Annotated in this window: 11 protein-coding genes; 6 read left to right on the forward strand and 5 right to left on the reverse strand. The window is 56.8% G+C overall.

Annotated elements, in window-relative coordinates:
• Positions 1–11 precede the first annotated feature (11 nt).
• Complete coding sequence (gene ptsP, locus DBY73_RS14875; protein WP_112011871.1) at positions 12–2,513, reverse strand: phosphoenolpyruvate--protein phosphotransferase; 2,502 nt, start codon at positions 2,511–2,513, stop codon at positions 12–14.
• 301 nt (positions 2,514–2,814) lie between these two features.
• Between ptsP and DBY73_RS14880 the strand changes: the two genes are divergently transcribed.
• The 5 genes from DBY73_RS14880 to DBY73_RS14900 are packed head-to-tail and all read left to right on the forward strand — an operon-like array spanning position 2,815 to position 7,776.
• Positions 2,815–3,894: a PTS fructose transporter subunit EIIC gene (locus tag DBY73_RS14880; protein ID WP_112011872.1), complete on the forward strand. Its 1,080-nt coding sequence runs from the start codon at positions 2,815–2,817 to the stop codon at positions 3,892–3,894.
• 14 nt (positions 3,895–3,908) lie between these two features.
• A complete protein-coding gene (locus tag DBY73_RS14885; RefSeq protein ID WP_112011873.1) occupies positions 3,909–4,229 on the forward strand; it encodes a PTS fructose-like transporter subunit IIB in 321 nt (106 codons plus the stop codon).
• Between the two features lie 52 nt (positions 4,230–4,281).
• Positions 4,282–6,576 (forward strand): formate C-acetyltransferase, encoded by a 2,295-nt coding sequence (locus DBY73_RS14890; RefSeq protein ID WP_112011874.1) that lies wholly within the window; start codon positions 4,282–4,284, stop codon positions 6,574–6,576.
• Positions 6,542–7,417, forward strand: a complete 876-nt coding sequence (locus DBY73_RS14895) for a [formate-C-acetyltransferase]-activating enzyme (RefSeq protein WP_112011875.1) — start codon at positions 6,542–6,544, stop codon at positions 7,415–7,417. Before DBY73_RS14890 ends, DBY73_RS14895 begins: the two co-directional genes overlap by 35 nt.
• Positions 7,418–7,431: 14 nt before the next feature.
• On the forward strand, positions 7,432–7,776 hold the full coding sequence (locus tag DBY73_RS14900) for a PTS fructose-like transporter subunit IIB (protein ID WP_112011965.1): 345 nt from the start codon (positions 7,432–7,434) through the stop codon (positions 7,774–7,776).
• On the opposite strand, the gene DBY73_RS14905 is transcribed toward DBY73_RS14900, so the two are convergent.
• The 4 genes from DBY73_RS14905 to DBY73_RS14920 form a co-directional block, all read right to left on the reverse strand.
• Positions 7,763–8,611: an AraC family transcriptional regulator gene (locus tag DBY73_RS14905; RefSeq protein WP_112011876.1), complete on the reverse strand. Its 849-nt coding sequence runs from the start codon at positions 8,609–8,611 to the stop codon at positions 7,763–7,765. The genes DBY73_RS14900 and DBY73_RS14905 overlap by 14 nt on opposite strands.
• A gap of 94 nt (positions 8,612–8,705) precedes the next feature.
• Positions 8,706–11,357, reverse strand: coding sequence for a phosphoenolpyruvate carboxylase (gene ppc, locus DBY73_RS14910; RefSeq protein ID WP_112011877.1), 2,652 nt, complete (start codon positions 11,355–11,357; stop codon positions 8,706–8,708).
• 264 nt (positions 11,358–11,621) lie between these two features.
• A complete protein-coding gene (locus DBY73_RS14915; RefSeq protein ID WP_112011878.1) occupies positions 11,622–13,322 on the reverse strand; it encodes an AsmA family protein in 1,701 nt (566 codons plus the stop codon).
• Between the two features lie 119 nt (positions 13,323–13,441).
• Entirely contained in the window at positions 13,442–14,833 is a 1,392-nt protein-coding gene (locus DBY73_RS14920; RefSeq protein ID WP_112011879.1) for a uracil-xanthine permease family protein, read from the reverse strand.
• 224 nt (positions 14,834–15,057) lie between these two features.
• On the opposite strand from DBY73_RS14920, the gene gltS reads away from it, so the two are divergent.
• Positions 15,058–16,260 carry a sodium/glutamate symporter gene (gltS, locus tag DBY73_RS14925; RefSeq protein ID WP_112011880.1) on the forward strand — a complete coding sequence of 401 codons (1,203 nt, stop codon included), beginning with the start codon at positions 15,058–15,060 and terminating at the stop codon, positions 16,258–16,260.
• Positions 16,261–16,262 lie beyond the last annotated feature (2 nt).

Below are 16,262 nucleotides of genomic sequence, written 5' to 3' on the forward strand. Positions count from 1 at the left end.
CTCTTCCTCTTTTACAGTTCTAATTCACGTTGCAGCAGGGTGGCGATGGCATCGTCAGAGCTGGCATTGACCAGTGCGCTGCGGAAATCTTCATGCATAATGCGGCGCGCCAGGCGCGAGAAAATACGCATGTGCTGGTCGCCCGCGGCATGCTTATTGAGCGTAAGCATGATGATAAATTGCGCCTTTTCCTCTCCCCACATTACCGGCGCGTTCAGGCGTGCAACGCTAATGGTGGATTGTTCAATGTGCTCCGATTTGCTGTGCGGGATGGCAAAACTAAAGCCAAGGCCGGTGGAGAAGACGGCTTCTCGTGCCCACAGATCGGCCTCCAGCTTGCGGGGGTAGCGGCAACGTCCTGCGAGCAGCAGGTTATCGGTCATTCCTTTCATGACCTCTTCTTTACTGTTCCAGTCGTTATCCAGTGAAATGCAGCGTGGCGTTATCAGCGGCGTATCCTGCTGATTCATGCGGAACTGCGCGAGAAGGTGCTCCACTTCAAGCGAGGTACGGCACGCCATTGCCTGATTAAGCAATTGGCGGCAGGCGCGGCTATCAAGCTGTGCCAGGCGCGCTTTTGTTGCCGGGATGGCAGGCGAGCCCATGCTGAGCTCGTCCAGCCCCAGTCCCACCAGCAGCGGCAGTACAGAGCCTTTTGCTCCGAGTTCGCCGCAGAGTCCAATCCATTTTCCCTGACGATGAACGGCCTGAACGGCGTAATCCAGCGCGCGCAGGAAGGCCGGGTTCAGGCTGTTGTAATGGCGCGTGACTTTGGCATTGTCGCGGTCCACAGCCAACAGGTACTGCGTCAGGTCGTTACTGCCGATGCTAAAGAAATCAATCTCTTCGCAGCACTGGTCGATGATAAACATGATCGAGGGAACTTCGAGCATGATGCCCAGCGGGATTTTTTCATCAAAGGGAATATGCTCTGCGCGAAGCTGCTGTTTCACTTCGGCGAGTTTCTCTTTCACCCACAGGATCTCCTCCATGGAAGAGATCATCGGGATCATGATCTTCAGGCTGCCGTGGGCAGAGGCGCGCAGGATCGCCCGCAGCTGGGTGGCGAAAAGCGCTGAATATTCTTCATAAATACGCACGGCGCGGTAGCCGAGGAACGGGTTGTTCTCAGGCGGTATATTAAGGTATTCCACTGGCTTATCGCCGCCGATATCCATGGTCCGCACGATGATGCTGCGCCCGTTTGCACTTTCAAGCGCCTGGCAGAATAGGTTGTACAGCTCGTCTGCGTCCGGTGCGCTGGCACGATCCATATAAAGCATTTCGGTACGGAATAGCCCAACGCCTTCTGCGCCGTTACTGAACGCTGCCTGCGCTTCTACGGCGTGGGCAATGTTGGCGGCAACTTCGATTCGCATCCCGTCGGCGGTTCGTGCTTCACGGTCAAGCCAGACGTGTTGCTGTTCACGAATGGCCTCCTGCACGCGCGCTTCCTGTTGGTAATAGCGTGCTACCGCATCGCTGGCGTTCACCACAACTGCACCGGCATTGCCATCCACAAAGATGGGCTGGTTGCGCCATGGCAACACGCTTTCGCTGTCAACGCCAACCAGGGTGGGAATATTAAAGGAACGAGCAAGAATAACGGTGTGTGAGGTCGTGCCGCCGCTTTTTAATAATAAGCCCTTAAGCAAGGTTTTATCGAGTTCCAAAAACTGGCCGGGCGTGAGGTCTTCGGCAAGGCCAATTGTCGGCTGCGTCAGCTTGCCCGGCGCCGGGAAGCGCTCGTCACCGTAGATGTGCTGAAGAAGCTGGTAGCAGACATCCCGCACGTCCAGCGCGCGTTCCTGCAAATAGCTGCTGCTGGAGCGGGAAAATTCTTCACAAAAATGGTTCGCCGTGGCGACCGTCGCCTGCGCACAGCTCAGGCCCTGGTTAACGCCAGCGAGAAGGTGCTGGCGCAGCGAGGTGTCCGTCGCCAGCGAGCGGTGTGCTTCAAGGATCGCGCTGGCGGTGCTGTCGCTGTCCAGCGCGCGCAGCTCAATGTTTTTCACCAGCAGGACGAGGCCATTGTCCAGCGCCGACTGCTCCTCTTCCACGCTTTTTGCGTCAGGTAAATCCGTCAGCGCATTGAGATCCAACGAGGTGAGTAGCGTAAGAATGCCCTGGGCGCTGCCGCTGCAAACGGGCAGGCCGCGAAACAGCGTGGGATGCAGGCGCGTGAGGGATTCTGGCAGCGGATCAAGCTCGGTATTGATGGTTTCTGCAAGCGGTGCGTCGCAATGTGGAAACTCCTCGCTCAGCCACTGCTTAAGCCGTTGATGGGCATGCTGCTCATCGTCCCCGTTGATGATCATGCGGCAGGCATCGCCTGACAGCGTATCGGTACCAATAAGGGCCAGCGCGCTTTTTGCATCACCTTTCCGGTCCGTCCGCAGATTGTGCCATTCAATTTGTGACGTAAACGTATTGCACAGCGTCTCTACGTGACTTGCTGGACGCGCGTGAACACCGTTGGGCAATTCACAGGTAAATTCCACTACCAGAGCCATACACACTCCTGAAACCAAGGATCGTTAATTGGACACAGCATACGAGTGCGTCGCTCACGCGCGCCATGCGACAAATCTGCCAAAAGCTGGACAAATGTAATATCACGCAAAAAGTGGGATTTGACTCACAGGTTAAGACATTTCGCGCTTTATATCGCCAGCATGAATTTTCGAGGCGGATCGCATTTTTATTTCTATATTACAATAATCCAGTAAATGGCCTTTTTGTCTCCTGTCCGCCCTCTTCGCGATTGCCTATTGTTTGCCACAACATCTTTATGGGTTTGGCCAGGAGCGACATATGAAAGAGTTGATGCATATTCTTAAGAACACCCGACAGCATCTGATGACGGGGGTGTCGCACATGATCCCGTTCGTTGTGGCGGGAGGCATTTTGCTGGCGGTTTCGGTCATGCTGTATGGCAAAGGTGCGGTACCGGATGCAGCAACAGACCCCAATCTGAAAAAACTGTTCGATATCGGCGTGGCGGGGTTAACGCTGATGGTGCCTTTCCTGGCTGCCTATATCGGCTATTCCATTGCAGAACGCGCCGCACTGGCGCCTTGCGCGATTGCCGCCTGGGTCGGCAACAGTTTCGGAGCCGGTTTCTTTGGCGCCATTATTGCCGGGATCCTCGGCGGGATTGTGGTCTGGTACCTGAAAAAATTGCCGGTTCCAAAAGTCCTGCGCTCCGTTATGCCCATTTTCATCATTCCTATCATCGGCACCTTCGTTACCGCAGGCATCATGATGTGGGGGCTGGGCGAGCCTGTTGGGGCATTAACCACCGGTTTAACGCAGTGGCTGCAGGGGATGCAGCAGGGCAGCATTGTAGTTCTTGCCGTCATTATTGGACTCATGCTGGCGTTTGATATGGGCGGCCCGATTAACAAAGTGGCCTATGCCTTCATGCTGATTTGCGTTGCTCAGGGCGTTTACACCGTGGTCGCGATTGCGGCGGTAGGGATTTGCGTTCCGCCGCTGGGCCTGGGGCTGGCAACGCTGATTAATCGTAAAAACTTTACCAGTGAAGAGCGCGAGGCGGGCAAAGCGGCGCTGGTCATGGGCTGCGTCGGCGTTACGGAAGGGGCGATTCCATTTGCCGCAGCCGATCCCCTGCGCGTGATCCCGTCCATCATGCTGGGCTCTGCCTGTGGCGCGGTTACCGCGGCGTTAATGGGAGCGCAGTGTTATGCCGGTTGGGGTGGGCTGATTGTGCTCCCCGTTGTGGAAGGCAAACTGGGCTACATTGCGGCAGTGGCTGTGGGGGCTGTAGTGACGGCGATTAGCGTCAACGTGCTGAAGAGCATTGCGCGTAAGAATACCAAACAGGTCGAGGAAAAAGAGGATGACCTCGATCTGGATTTCGAAATTAACTGAATGAGGAAGAGAACATGGCCCGAATTATTGCAGTAACCGCATGCCCGTCAGGCGTTGCTCATACCTATATGGCAGCCGAAGCGCTGGAGAGCGCGGCGAAAGCGAAAGGCTGGGAAGTGAAAGTGGAAACGCAAGGCTCCATTGGTCTTGAAAACGAATTGACCGCAGAGGACATTGCGGCAGCGGATGTGGTGATCCTGACCAAAGATATTGGCATCAAGTTTGAGGAGCGTTTTGCCGGTAAGACCATCGTGCGCGTCAACATCAGTGACGCTGTAAAGCGTGCCGACGCCATCATGAACAAAATTGACACTCACCTGGCTCAAACCGCCTGATGCTCTCCCGCCCCGTTGGGGCGGGCTCGTTTTCCGTTACAGGAGTTCCCTCATGACGAATCGTACCCAGCGTTTAAAAGACGCGCTCTTTGCAAACCCGCGTGAAATCTCGCTTGAGCGCGCATTGCTCTACACCGCCAGCCATCAGCAGACGGAAGGCGAGCCGGTCATTATCCGGCGTGCGAAAGCCACGGCGTACATTCTCGACCATGTGAATATCGCGATTCGTGACGAGGAATTGATTGCCGGAAACCGTACCGTTAAGCCGCGCGCGGGCATCATGTCCCCGGAAATGGATCCCTACTGGCTGCTTAAGGAACTGGATCAGTTTGCGACGCGCCCGCAGGATCGCTTCGAAATCAGTGATGCGGATAAGCAGACCTATCGTGAGGTGCTTTATCCCTACTGGGAAAAGCGGTCGATGAAGGACTTCATCAACAGCCAGATGACCGAAGATGTAAAGGCTGCCGTGGGTACGCAGATCTTTAGCATCAACCAGACGGATAAAGGGCAGGGGCATATCATTATCGATTATCCGCGCCTGCTGAATAACGGGCTGGGCGCGCTGGTGGCGGAAATGCGTGCGCTCTGCGCCCGCGATGAGCAGAACTCTTTCTATGCGGCAGCGCTGATTCTGCTTGAAGCGTCCCAGCGGCATATACTGCGCTATGCAGCACTGGCTGAGGAACTTGCCCAGCACGCTGTCGCGCCGCGCCGCGAAGAACTGCTCAAGATTGCAGAAATTTCACGCCATAATGCAGCGTTCAGGCCGCAAACCTTCTGGCAGGCGTGCCAGCTGTTTTGGTACATGAACGTCATTTTACAGTATGAATCCAACGCCAGTTCGCTTTCAATTGGCCGCTTTGACCAATATATGCTGCCGTTTTACCAGGCCTCTCTCTCACAGGGAGAAGAACCAGGCTTCCTCAAAGAACTGCTGGAATGCCTCTGGGTGAAGTGCAACGACGTCGTGCTGCTGCGTTCGACCAGCAGCGCCCGTTATTTTGCGGGGTTCCCGACGGGTTATACCGCTCTGTTGGGCGGGCTGACGGAAAACGGCCGCAGCGCGGTGAACGTACTTTCCTTCCTGTGCCTTGATGCCTATCAGAACGTTCAGCTTCCTCAGCCGAACCTCGGCGTGCGGGTGAATGAGCTCATAGACCGGCCTTTCCTGCTCAAAACCGCGGAGACGATCCGCCTGGGAACCGGCATCCCACAGATTTTCAACGATGAGGTTGTCGTGCCTGCGTTCCTGAACCGCGGCGTGTCGCTGGAAGATGCGCGTGATTATGCGGTGGTTGGCTGCGTCGAGCTGTCGATTCCGGGAAGAACCTACGGCCTGCACGATATCGCGATGTTTAATCTCCTGAAGGTGATGGAAATCGCTATCCAGGAAAACGAGGGTAATAGTGACCTGAGCTATGAAGGCCTGCTTGAGCATATCCGTGCCAAAATTAACCATTACATTGCGCTGATGGTCGAAGGGAGCAATATCTGTGATATCGGCCATCGGGACTGGGCGCCCGTACCGCTGCTGTCGTCTTTCATCAGCGATTGCCTGGAAACGGGCAAAGACGTAACCGACGGCGGCGCCCGCTACAACTTTTCCGGCGTACAGGGTATTGGCATTGCAAATCTAAGCGACTCCCTCCACGCCCTGAAGGGGCTGGTCTTTGAACAGCAGCGCTTAAGTTTTGATGAGCTGCTCGCCGTGCTTAAAGCTAACTTTGCCACCCCAGAAGGGGAAAAAGTGCGCGCACGGCTGATTAACCGCTTCGAAAAATACGGCAATGATATCGATGAGGTCGACAACATCAGCGCTGATCTACTGCGCCACTACTGTAAAGAGGTTGAAAAATACCGGAATCCGCGCGGCGGGCAGTTCACGCCGGGTTCGTATACCGTTTCTGCGCATGTGCCGCTTGGCGCGGTTGTGGGTGCGACGCCGGATGGTCGCTTAGCGGGCGAACAGCTGGCGGACGGCGGCCTCTCTCCGATGCTTGGTCAGGATATTCAGGGCCCGACGGCGGTACTGAAATCGGTGAGCAAACTGGATAATTATCTGTTGTCCAACGGTACGCTGCTGAACGTAAAATTTACTCCCGCGACGCTGGAAGGGGAGGCAGGTCTGCAAAAGCTGGCCGATTTTCTTCGGGCGTTTACCCAGCTTAAACTACAGCACATTCAGTTCAACGTGGTAAATGCGGACACGCTGCGTGAAGCGCAACAGCGCCCTCAGGATTTTGCCGGGCTGGTGGTGCGCGTTGCCGGGTACAGCGCCTTCTTTGTTGAGCTGTCGAAGGAGATCCAGGATGACATTATCCGTCGAACAGCGCATCAGCTGTGACGTCATCGAAACGCGCGCCAGCGTGGCGCGTGTTTTCAACATCCAGCGCTACTCCTTGAATGACGGGAGCGGCATCCGGACGGTGGTTTTTTTTAAAGGCTGCCCTCACAAATGCCCGTGGTGCGCTAACCCGGAGTCGATCTCGCCTAAAATCGAGACGGTACGCAGGGAAAGTAAATGTTTACACTGCGCCCCCTGCTTGCATGACGCTGACGAATGCCCGTCAGGCGCGTTTGAGCGTATCGGTAGGGAGGTAACCCTGGATGACCTTGAACGCGAGGTAATGAAAGACGACATTTTCTTCCGCTCATCGGGCGGTGGCGTCACGCTTTCCGGTGGGGAGGTGTTGATGCAGGCCCCTTTCGCAACAGAGTTTTTACGAAGGCTGCGTCGCAACGGGGTCAATACGGCGATAGAAACGGCGGGGGATGCTCCTCTTTCGCGTTTGCTGCCTCTGGCATATCAATGTGACGAAGTGCTTTTTGATCTAAAAATTATGGACGCCGAACGGGCGCGTTCGGTGATTGCAATGAATTTGCCCAGAGTGTTGGATAACTTTATGCAGCTGGTCGCTGAGGGCGTAAACGTGATCCCACGCGTGCCGCTTATTCCTGGCTATACGCTCAGCGAAGAGAACATGGCTCGCGTATTGTCATTCTTGCAACCTTCCGGGATCAGGCAGCTGCATTTACTGCCATTCCACCCGTACGGAGAGCCAAAGTACCGTCTCCTTGGGCAGCGGTGGGGAATGGAGCATATCGTTCCGCCGACGCCGCTGGAGATTGAAGCCATCCGGCAAATGGCGGAGCGAAAGGGTTTTTGCGTCACGGTAGGAGGTTGATTATGACAGCGAACATGAGCAGGCGTCTGGTGGCGGTCACCGCATGCGTCAGCGGGGTTGCGCATACCTACATGGCTGCCGAGAAGTTAGAGAAACTCTGCCAGCAGGAAAAATGGAGCGTGATGATTGAAACGCAGGGCGCGCTGGGCGTTGAATGCGAGCTTACGGATGATGATATTCGCCGCGCCGCTGTCGCCTTACTCATTACCGATATTGAACTGGCAGGCAGCGAGCGCTTTGACCATGTCCGCTATGTGAAGTGCGGCATAAACGCTTTCCTGCGCGATCCGCAAAAGGTCATGGCGGCGGTGCGTAAAATGCTATCCGCGCCGCAGCATACGCACATCATTGTGGAGTAGCCACTTTTTCGATGAGCTGACTGTGATACTGGCGTCGGTACTCGGATGGAGAGCGCTCCGTATTCTTGCGGAATAACCGACAAAAATAGTTACTGTCGACAAATCCGCAGGCATGCGCCACTTCTTTCACTTTCAAGTCATATCCCTTCAGCAGTCGGCGCGCGTGCTCCAGCCGGGTGTGGGTCAGATATTCATTAAAACCGACCGCGCCCGTTTTCTGGAACAGGTGTGAAAGGTAGTTGGGGGAGATGTAAAACGCCTGTGCAACTGATTCTCGGGTGAGCGGTGCGGCATAGTGTTCATCAATATACACGCGGATCGCTTCAAACAGCGCCTGGCTGCGGGAGGCTGTCTGGATCTGGCTTCCGAGCAGATCTACGCAGTGGCTAAGCAGGCTGGCAACAATAAGCCGTGCGGTTTGTTGTTCATGAGGCTGCATCTGCATTTCATGCAGCGTTTGCAGCAGGAATGAGCCAATGCGGGGGCCGCGGCGGGCGACGTTCTGTTTCGCGAAATTACGTACTTCAATACCATCCCAGTGCACAAGGCTAAACCCAAGCTGCTGTTTGCCGAACAGGATGCTCAGCGTGGTTGCAGGTTCCTGCCACTGTGGATAATTCCAGCCGCCGGCTGGGACGTAGAGAACATCACGTTGCTGTAGGGCGGGAACAGCGCGATCTGCAATTGACCCCTCGATCGCAATTTCCAGGCGTGGAAAATCGACTTTTAAGGCAAGTTCGGGGGCGGGAGCGTTGGAGTTTGCAAAGTGTACCTGGCGAAGCGGCAACGTACCGTTTATCAGGTCACTCAGGATTTGGGTAATGTCGTATTGCATGATGTGGATACCAAGGTACTGCCGGGTGGCGCTGACGATTGCCCGGCCTACTTTCGTAGGCTCGTGCAAGCGTAGCGCTACCCGGCATAAAGCATTAGCCCGTGTTACGCATACCCGCCGCAACGCCAGCGATCGTCACCATCAGCGCCTGCTCAACGCGAGGGTCTGGCTCTTTGCCTTCCTCTTCCGCCTGGCGTGAACGGTGCAGAAGCTCTGCCTGCAGCACGTTCAGTGGATCGGTGTAGATGTTGCGCAGCTGAATTGACTCGGCAATCCACGGCAGGTCTTCCATCAGGTGTGAATCGTTGGCGATATCCAGCACTACCTTAATATCACCTTCCAGCAGCTCGCGCAGCTCTTTGCCCAGCGCCCACAGCTCCGGTTTTACCAGGCGCTGATCGTAGTATTCCGCCAGCCACAGGTCCGCTTTTGAGAAGACCATCTCAAGCATGCCAAGACGCGTCGAGAAGAACGGCCAGTCGCGGCACATGCTTTCCAGCTCGTGCTGCTTGCCGTCTTCCACCACCTTCTGCAGCGCGGCACCCGCGCCCAGCCAGGCGGGCAGCATCAGGCGGTTTTGCGTCCAGGCGAAAATCCACGGGATGGCGCGCAGGGATTCGACGCCGCCGGTCGGCCGACGCTTGGCCGGACGTGAGCCTAGCGGCAGTTTACCCAGCTCCTGTTCAGGCGTGGCTGAACGGAAGTAAGGGACGAAATCTTTGTTTTCGCGCACGTAGCCGCGGTACAGATCGCAGGAGATATCCGACAGCTCGTCCATGATGCGGCACCAGGACTCCTTCGGCTCCGGCGGCGGCAGCAGGTTCGCTTCCAGAATGGCGCTGGTATAGAGCGACAGGCTGCTGATGGTGACTTCCGGCAGGCCGTACTTGAAGCGGATCATTTCGCCCTGTTCGGTCACGCGCAGGCCACCTTTCAGGCTTCCCGGTGGTTGAGAGAGCAACGCCGCGTGTGCTGGGGCACCGCCGCGGCCAATCGAGCCGCCGCGACCGTGGAACAGCGTCAGCTCAATGCCGGCTTTCTCGCAGGTCTTGATCAGTGCGTCCTGCGCCTGATACTGCGCCCAGGATGCCGCCATTACGCCCGCATCTTTTGCGGAGTCGGAATAGCCGATCATTACCATCTGTTTGCCCTGAATAAAGCCGCGATACCAGTCGATATTCAGGAGCTGGGTCATCACGTCATTGGCATTGTTCAGGTCATCAAGCGTTTCAAACAGCGGGGCCACCGGCAGGGCATAGTCGATACCGGCTTCTTTCAGCAGGAGATGTACGGCCAGCACGTCGGACGGCGTCTTCGCCATGGAGATCACATAGGCGGCCACCGATCCTTTTGGCGCATCAACGATCGCTTTACAGGTGTTAAGCACCTCGCGGGTATCGTTGCTCGGTTCCCAGCTGCGCGGCAGGAGAGGACGCTTGGAGTTCAGTTCGCGGATCAGGAACGCCTGCTTGTCGGCTTCGGACCAGCTTTCATAGTCGCCGATGCCCAGATAGCGGGTCAGCTCGCCCAGCGCTTCGGTGTGGCGAGTGCTCTCCTGACGCACGTCGATCCTCACCAGCGGCACGCCAAAACACTTCACGCGGCGCAGGGTGTCAAGCAGCTCGCCGTTAGCGATGATGCCCATCCCGCAGGCCTGGAGCGATTTATAGCAGGCGTAGAGCGGTTCCCAGAGCTGTTCGTTCTGGCTCAGGAGGCCTTCCGGCTTCGGCAGACGCTGGCCTTTCAGGCGGGCTTCCAGCCAGGCCTGCGTCGCCATCAGCTGACCGCGCAGTTTTTTCATCAGGAAACGGTACGGCTCGCTGGCACCTTCTTCACCGGCCAGCTCGCGCAGTTCCGGCGTGGCTTCCACCATCGACAGTTCGGAGATCAGCACCTGGATATCTTTCAGGAACAGGTCAGTGGCTTTCCAGCGGCTCAGCAGCAGCACGTGGCGGGTAATTTCCGCGGTGACGTTCGGGTTGCCGTCGCGGTCGCCGCCCATCCAGGAGGTGAAGCGTACCGGCACAAAATCAACCGGCAGGCGATAGCCCAGGTTCTCTTCCAGCTGCTCGTTTAGCTCGCGAAGATAGTTCGGCACGCCTTCCCACAGGCTATTTTCGACCACCGCAAAGCCCCATTTTGCTTCATCGACGGGGCTTGGGCGATGCTTACGAATTTCATCGGTGTGCCAGGACTGGGCAATCAGCTGGCGCAGGCGGCGCATCAGCTGATTGCGTTCGTAGTCGGCAATGTCTTTGTTATCCAGCTGCTTCAGGCAGTTGTTCACTTCCACCATTTTGTGGATGAGCGTGCGGCGGGTGATTTCGGTGGGGTGAGCGGTCAGCACCAGTTCAAGCGAAAGGGATTCCACCGCCTGCTTGATGGTCGCTTCGTTCAGATCGGGCTGTTCTTTGAGTTTTCTAAGCGTGCGGGCAATCACTTCCGGGTTGCTGGCAGCCTCGCCGTTCGGCGAAATGCTGTGATATTGCTCAGCGGTGTTTGCGAGATTCAGGAACTGACTGAACGCGCGGGCGACGGGTAACAGCTCATCGTTAGACAGGTTCTGCAGGGTGGTGAGCAGCTCCTGACGATTCGCCTCGTTACCGGCACGGGAGGATTTGGACAGCTTGCGGATGGTTTCAACGCGGTCGAGGATGTTCTCCCCCAGGGCGTCTTTGATGGTATCCCCAAGCACTTTGCCGAGCATGCTGACATTACTACGCAACGCGGAATATTGTTCGTTCATAAAAACCCAGTCACCCCATCATTTTTGTTTATGCCCAGTCGAAAATCTTTTGGACATTAATTTGTCATCTCCCCTTATAAAGCCACGTAAAACCCCCGTCGTCAATTGCTGCGAAAACGGTTCAGCAATCGAATAAATGCGGGTAATTTACGAAATTTAATTCACTTCGCGCCAGATAAGAGATGCTTATGAGAATGTGATGAAGATCGCGGGACAGATTGCACGTCCCAGGCCCCTCTCTTTCAGAAAGGGGCCGGGTTTGCGCTATGGGGAGGAGGGAGATGAAGGGGATAAAATTACGCCTCCCGTCATCACCTGCTGCACCTGCTGTTTTTCCATATTTACCGCATCTAGCTTGCCGTTAACCGTCGGCTTTAGCGGCGCGTTGGCCTGCACGCTGCCGCTGGCCGTTAGCTGAATATTGCCATCGCCGCCGATGGGAAGCGCTGGCCAGCCCCACTGTTGCAGGATGTTGAGCGGTACGCCGCGCCCGTTCAGGCTGACGGTGGTCTGGCGTTGCGCAAGCTGCGAAACCGTCGCCGTGGCTTCCAGAATGCCCTTCTCGGTAAAGGCGCTCAGCTCGGTGATATTCACCGTCGCGGCGTTGGCGTTGAGCGCCAGCGACGGCCGGCGCACGTCGACGCGGTTAAACGTTGCCGCCGCGCCGTTCAGCGTTGCGTTGCCGCTCCACACGCCCCACTGGCGGTCTTTCGCCAGCTGCAGGTTGGCGCCGTATCCATCCAGAGAGGTGATCTGCCACGGGAATGACGGATCGATGTCGATCACCAGGTTGCGGCTCAGGCCAAATTTTTTCAGCGTGACGCTGTTCAGCCATTGCGGAAGCGTGTCCATCCACAGCGTTTTCCAGTTCTCCGGCAGCGTGTATTCCAGCCCGGCGACGGCCACGTCGTCCAACACCAGCGCCTTGCCGTCGCGTAGCCAGCTGCCGGAGGTACGCACCATGCCACCTTCCCAGCGGGAAGTGAACTGGCGTAGCGCAATGCCCTGCGGGGAGAACTCCGCGTTCAGGATCGGATCGAAGAGATGCAGCGAGCCATAAATAAACTCGCTGGCGTTCATCGACAGTCGCCCTTCGTTGCTCTGCCAGTCACCTTTGCTGAGCGTAATATTGCGCAGGCTTAAATCGAGATCGGTGACCGCCCAGTCAGGCCCCTGCAGGCGAGCGTCGGTCACTTCAAGACGACCAATTTTCAGGGAAGGAACGGTGTTCAGCGGCGCGAAGAAATCCAGCAGCGGCTTATCGCTTTGCAGGCGGATATCGTTCAGGCGCAGGGTGTCGATCGCCCAGCTTCCGTCAGCGTTGCGCTGGGCCGAACCCGTCAGCGAACCGCGCGCCATGTCGGCGCCCAGGGTTTTCAGCACCACCTCGTTGCCGTTGAGCTGGCCTTCAATCAGCACGTTGGTAGCGGGTAGGCCGTTCAGCGTCAGTGAACCCGCGCTCATCTGAATTTGCGCATTTTTCCCCAGCACGTTGCCCGCTTCTGGCTGCCACGGGCTAACGCCGCCCGTCACTTTTTGCGCGCTGAGATCCCACTCCGTATTGGGGCTATTGAACGCCATGTTGTTGAGCTGGAGACGGTCGGCCTGGAAGGGCAGCGGTGCGGTCTGCGGTGAAAGATTCAGCGTGCCGTCATCAAGAGTAATGGTATCCATATGCAGCGGGTCGGTGAGCTGGCGGCTGCTTAGGCCAATATCCACTTTTTTAGCGACAAGCGTGGCGGGTTTGCCGTCGCGGCCAAAGGTGACATTTTCCAGAATGAGGTGTGATGGAGATGAAAAACGGTGGTCCATCAGGTCAAAATTGAGTTCGTAATCGGTATTTACCGTTATCCAGCTGCTGACCTGCGCTGCTCCCCAGCGGGTCTGAATAAGAAAATAGAACGCCAGCACCACGACGAGCAGGGCGATCAGAAGATAGACAATAAGCTTTCCAATAAATTTCATGGTCTTCCATCCCGCGAAACGTACATAGGTGAGTTATGCACGATTTATGCGCAATCCTCAAGGCGGGAATGGTGTAAAGAGATGTCGCGACAGGTATTGACGGCCTGCCGCGATGGCGATCAGTTTTTCTCTGGCGGGAAGACGAGGTTCAGCACGATGGCCGTGATGCCGCCGGCGGCGATACCGGAAGAGAGCAGATTCTTCACCCAGTCAGGAGCGAACTGCAGGATCAGCGGCTGCTGCGAAACGCCCAGGCCCACGGCCAGCGACAGCGCGATAATCATGATTGCGCGGCGGTTCAGCGGCTCGCGGGAGACAATACGCACGCCGGACGCGGCGATAGTGCCGAACATCACCAGCGTAGCGCCGCCCAGCACCGGCTCGGGGATGTGCTGCACAAACCCGCTGACCGCCGGGAACAGGCCCAGCAAAATCAGCATCAGCGCCACCACAAATCCGACGTAGCGGCTGGCAACGCCGGTCAGTTGGATCACGCCGTTATTCTGGCCGAAGCAGGAGTTCGGGAAGGTATTGAACACCGCCGACACAAAGGAGTTCAGGCCGTTTGCCAGCACGCCGCCTTTCAGGCGTTTCATGTAAAGCGGGCCAGAAACCGGCTGCTCGGAGACGTCAGACGTCGCGGTGATGTCGCCGATGGTTTCCAGCGAGGTGATCATAAAGACCAGCATCAGCGGCAGCAGCAGGCTCCAGTCGATGCCCAGGCCGTAATAGAGCGGCGTGGGAACGGTAATCAGCGCGCCGTTGGCTGGCGCGGTATTTTCCGGCAGCATGCCCAGCGCCCATGCCAGCAGATAGCCTGCCGCCATGGCGATAACCAGCGACGCCACGCGCAGGTATGGATTGCGCTGGCGGTTGAGCAGGATAATGATCCCCAGCACCACGCCCGCCAGCAGCAGGTTTTTAGGCGCGCCGAAGGTGTGGTCGCTCATCGCCGCATAGCCGCCGCCGATGGACGTTAAGCCGACCTGAATCAGCGACAGGCCGATAATCATCACCACCACGCCAGACACCAGCGGCGTAATCACGCGGCGAGCCAGGTGCAGCACGCGGGAGATGACCATCTCCGTGCAGCTTGCCAGCATCAGCGTACCAAAGAGCGCAGCCATCATGGTCGGGACGTCCGCACCGCCGGTTTTTAACGCCGTGCCGCCCATAATTAAAGGCGCGACAAAGTTAAAGCTGGTGCCCTGAATCGACAGCAGGCCGGAGCCTACCGGCCCCCAGGCTTTAATTTGAATAATGGAGGCAACGCCTGAAGCAAACAGGGACATGCTAATGATGTGCTGCGTATCTTCAGCCGGTAAGCCGAGCGCCTGACAGATCAGCAGCGCAGGGGTAATCACGGCGACAAACATGGCCAGCAGGTGCTGACAGGCGGCGAAAATTGTTTGAGGGAGCGGTGGGCGGTCTTCAAGGCGGTAAATTAATTCGCTGTTATGCTTCTGCGCAATCGGTTGCGCATCAGAAGACTCGACGGTGTTAACGGACATTGGCTGCAATCCCACGGTGGAAAAGCGGGCATTTTAGCTGAGCACCTGGCAAAAGCAAACGATTGCCAGCAAAAAAAGACGAGAAAATCTGCCGACGCGAGCAGGTTTTTTCCAACACATCGGCAAAAAAAATTACACTTTTCACGCCGGTCGCTCATTTTGAGCGCAAATCGGCGCAGGATAACGCCGCGTGTTGATGAAACGCGCGCATAAAGGAGCTTTCTATGATTCATCTTGATACGTTGTCGACCCTTGTTGCCGCAACGCTAGTCCTTCTGCTAGGCCGTAAGCTGGTGCACAGCGTTTCCTTTCTGAAGAAGTACACTATTCCTGAACCCGTCGCCGGCGGATTGCTGGTGGCGCTGGCCCTGCTGGTGCTGAAAAAAAGCATGGGCTGGGAAATTGATTTTGATATGTCCCTGAAAGATCCTCTGATGCTGGCCTTCTTTGCCACCATCGGGCTAAACGCCAATCTCGCTAGCCTGCGTTCGGGTGGTAAGGTGCTGGGCGTATTCTTGATTGTGGTGGTAGGGCTGCTGTTGATGCAAAACGCCATCGGTATCGGCATGGCCACGCTGCTGGGGCTGGACCCGCTGGTGGGGCTGCTTGCTGGGTCTATTACCCTGTCAGGTGGACACGGAACCGGAGCCGCGTGGAGCAAGCTGTTTGTGGAGCGCTACGGCTTTGAAAACGCAACGGAAGTTGCTATGGCCTGCGCAACCTTCGGCCTGGTGCTTGGCGGACTGATCGGTGGCCCGGTTGCACGATATCTGGTGAAACACTCCGCAACGCCGGACGGCAGGCCGGATGATGAGCTGGTGCCAACCGCGTTCGAAAAACCTGACGTCGGGCGCACGATTACGTCGCTTGTGCTGATCGAAACCATTGCGATGATTGCTATCTGTCTTACCGTGGGAAAAGTCGTTGCGCAATGGCTCTCGGGAACCGCCTTTGAGTTACCGACCTTCGTCTGCGTGCTGTTTATCGGCGTGGTGCTGAGCAACGGTCTGGCGCTGATGGGTTTCTACCGCGTGTTTGAACGCGCGGTGTCCGTGCTGGGTAACGTCTGTCTCTCACTGTTTCTGGCGATGGCGCTGATGAGCCTCAAGCTGTGGGAGCTCGCCTCACTGGCCTTGCCGATGGTGGCGATCCTCGCAGTACAGGCCGTGTTTATGGCCTTGTACGCGATGTTCGTGACCTGGCGCATGATGGGCAAAAATTACGATGCGGCGGTACTGGCTGCAGGCCATTGTGGATTTGGTTTAGGGGCAACCCCGACGGCAATCGCCAATATGCAGGCAATCACGGAGCGTTTCGGCCCGTCGCATATGGCATTTCTGGTGGTTCCGATGGTCGGGGCGTTCTTCATTGATATTGCGAATGCGCTGGTGATTAAGCTGTATCTGATGCTGCCGATCTTTGCCTAAGG

This window comes from Enterobacter sp. RIT418 (assembly GCF_003057745.1).
GTDB lineage: Bacteria > Pseudomonadota > Gammaproteobacteria > Enterobacterales > Enterobacteriaceae > Enterobacter.

Excerpts from the sequence above, each read along its gene's own strand:
- ptsP (WP_112011871.1), bottom strand. The coding sequence starts at position 2,513 with ATGGCTCTGGTAGTGGAATTTACCTGTGAATTGCCCAACGGTGTTCAC.
- DBY73_RS14880 (WP_112011872.1), top strand. The coding sequence starts at position 2,815 with ATGAAAGAGTTGATGCATATTCTTAAGAACACCCGACAGCATCTGATG.
- DBY73_RS14885 (WP_112011873.1), top strand. The coding sequence starts at position 3,909 with ATGGCCCGAATTATTGCAGTAACCGCATGCCCGTCAGGCGTTGCTCAT.
- DBY73_RS14890 (WP_112011874.1), top strand. The coding sequence starts at position 4,282 with ATGACGAATCGTACCCAGCGTTTAAAAGACGCGCTCTTTGCAAACCCG.
- DBY73_RS14895 (WP_112011875.1), top strand. The coding sequence starts at position 6,542 with ATGACATTATCCGTCGAACAGCGCATCAGCTGTGACGTCATCGAAACG.
- DBY73_RS14900 (WP_112011965.1), top strand. The coding sequence starts at position 7,432 with ATGAGCAGGCGTCTGGTGGCGGTCACCGCATGCGTCAGCGGGGTTGCG.
- DBY73_RS14905 (WP_112011876.1), bottom strand. The coding sequence starts at position 8,611 with ATGCAATACGACATTACCCAAATCCTGAGTGACCTGATAAACGGTACG.
- ppc (WP_112011877.1), bottom strand. The coding sequence starts at position 11,357 with ATGAACGAACAATATTCCGCGTTGCGTAGTAATGTCAGCATGCTCGGC.
- DBY73_RS14915 (WP_112011878.1), bottom strand. The coding sequence starts at position 13,322 with ATGAAATTTATTGGAAAGCTTATTGTCTATCTTCTGATCGCCCTGCTC.
- DBY73_RS14920 (WP_112011879.1), bottom strand. The coding sequence starts at position 14,833 with ATGTCCGTTAACACCGTCGAGTCTTCTGATGCGCAACCGATTGCGCAG.
- gltS (WP_112011880.1), top strand. The coding sequence starts at position 15,058 with ATGATTCATCTTGATACGTTGTCGACCCTTGTTGCCGCAACGCTAGTC.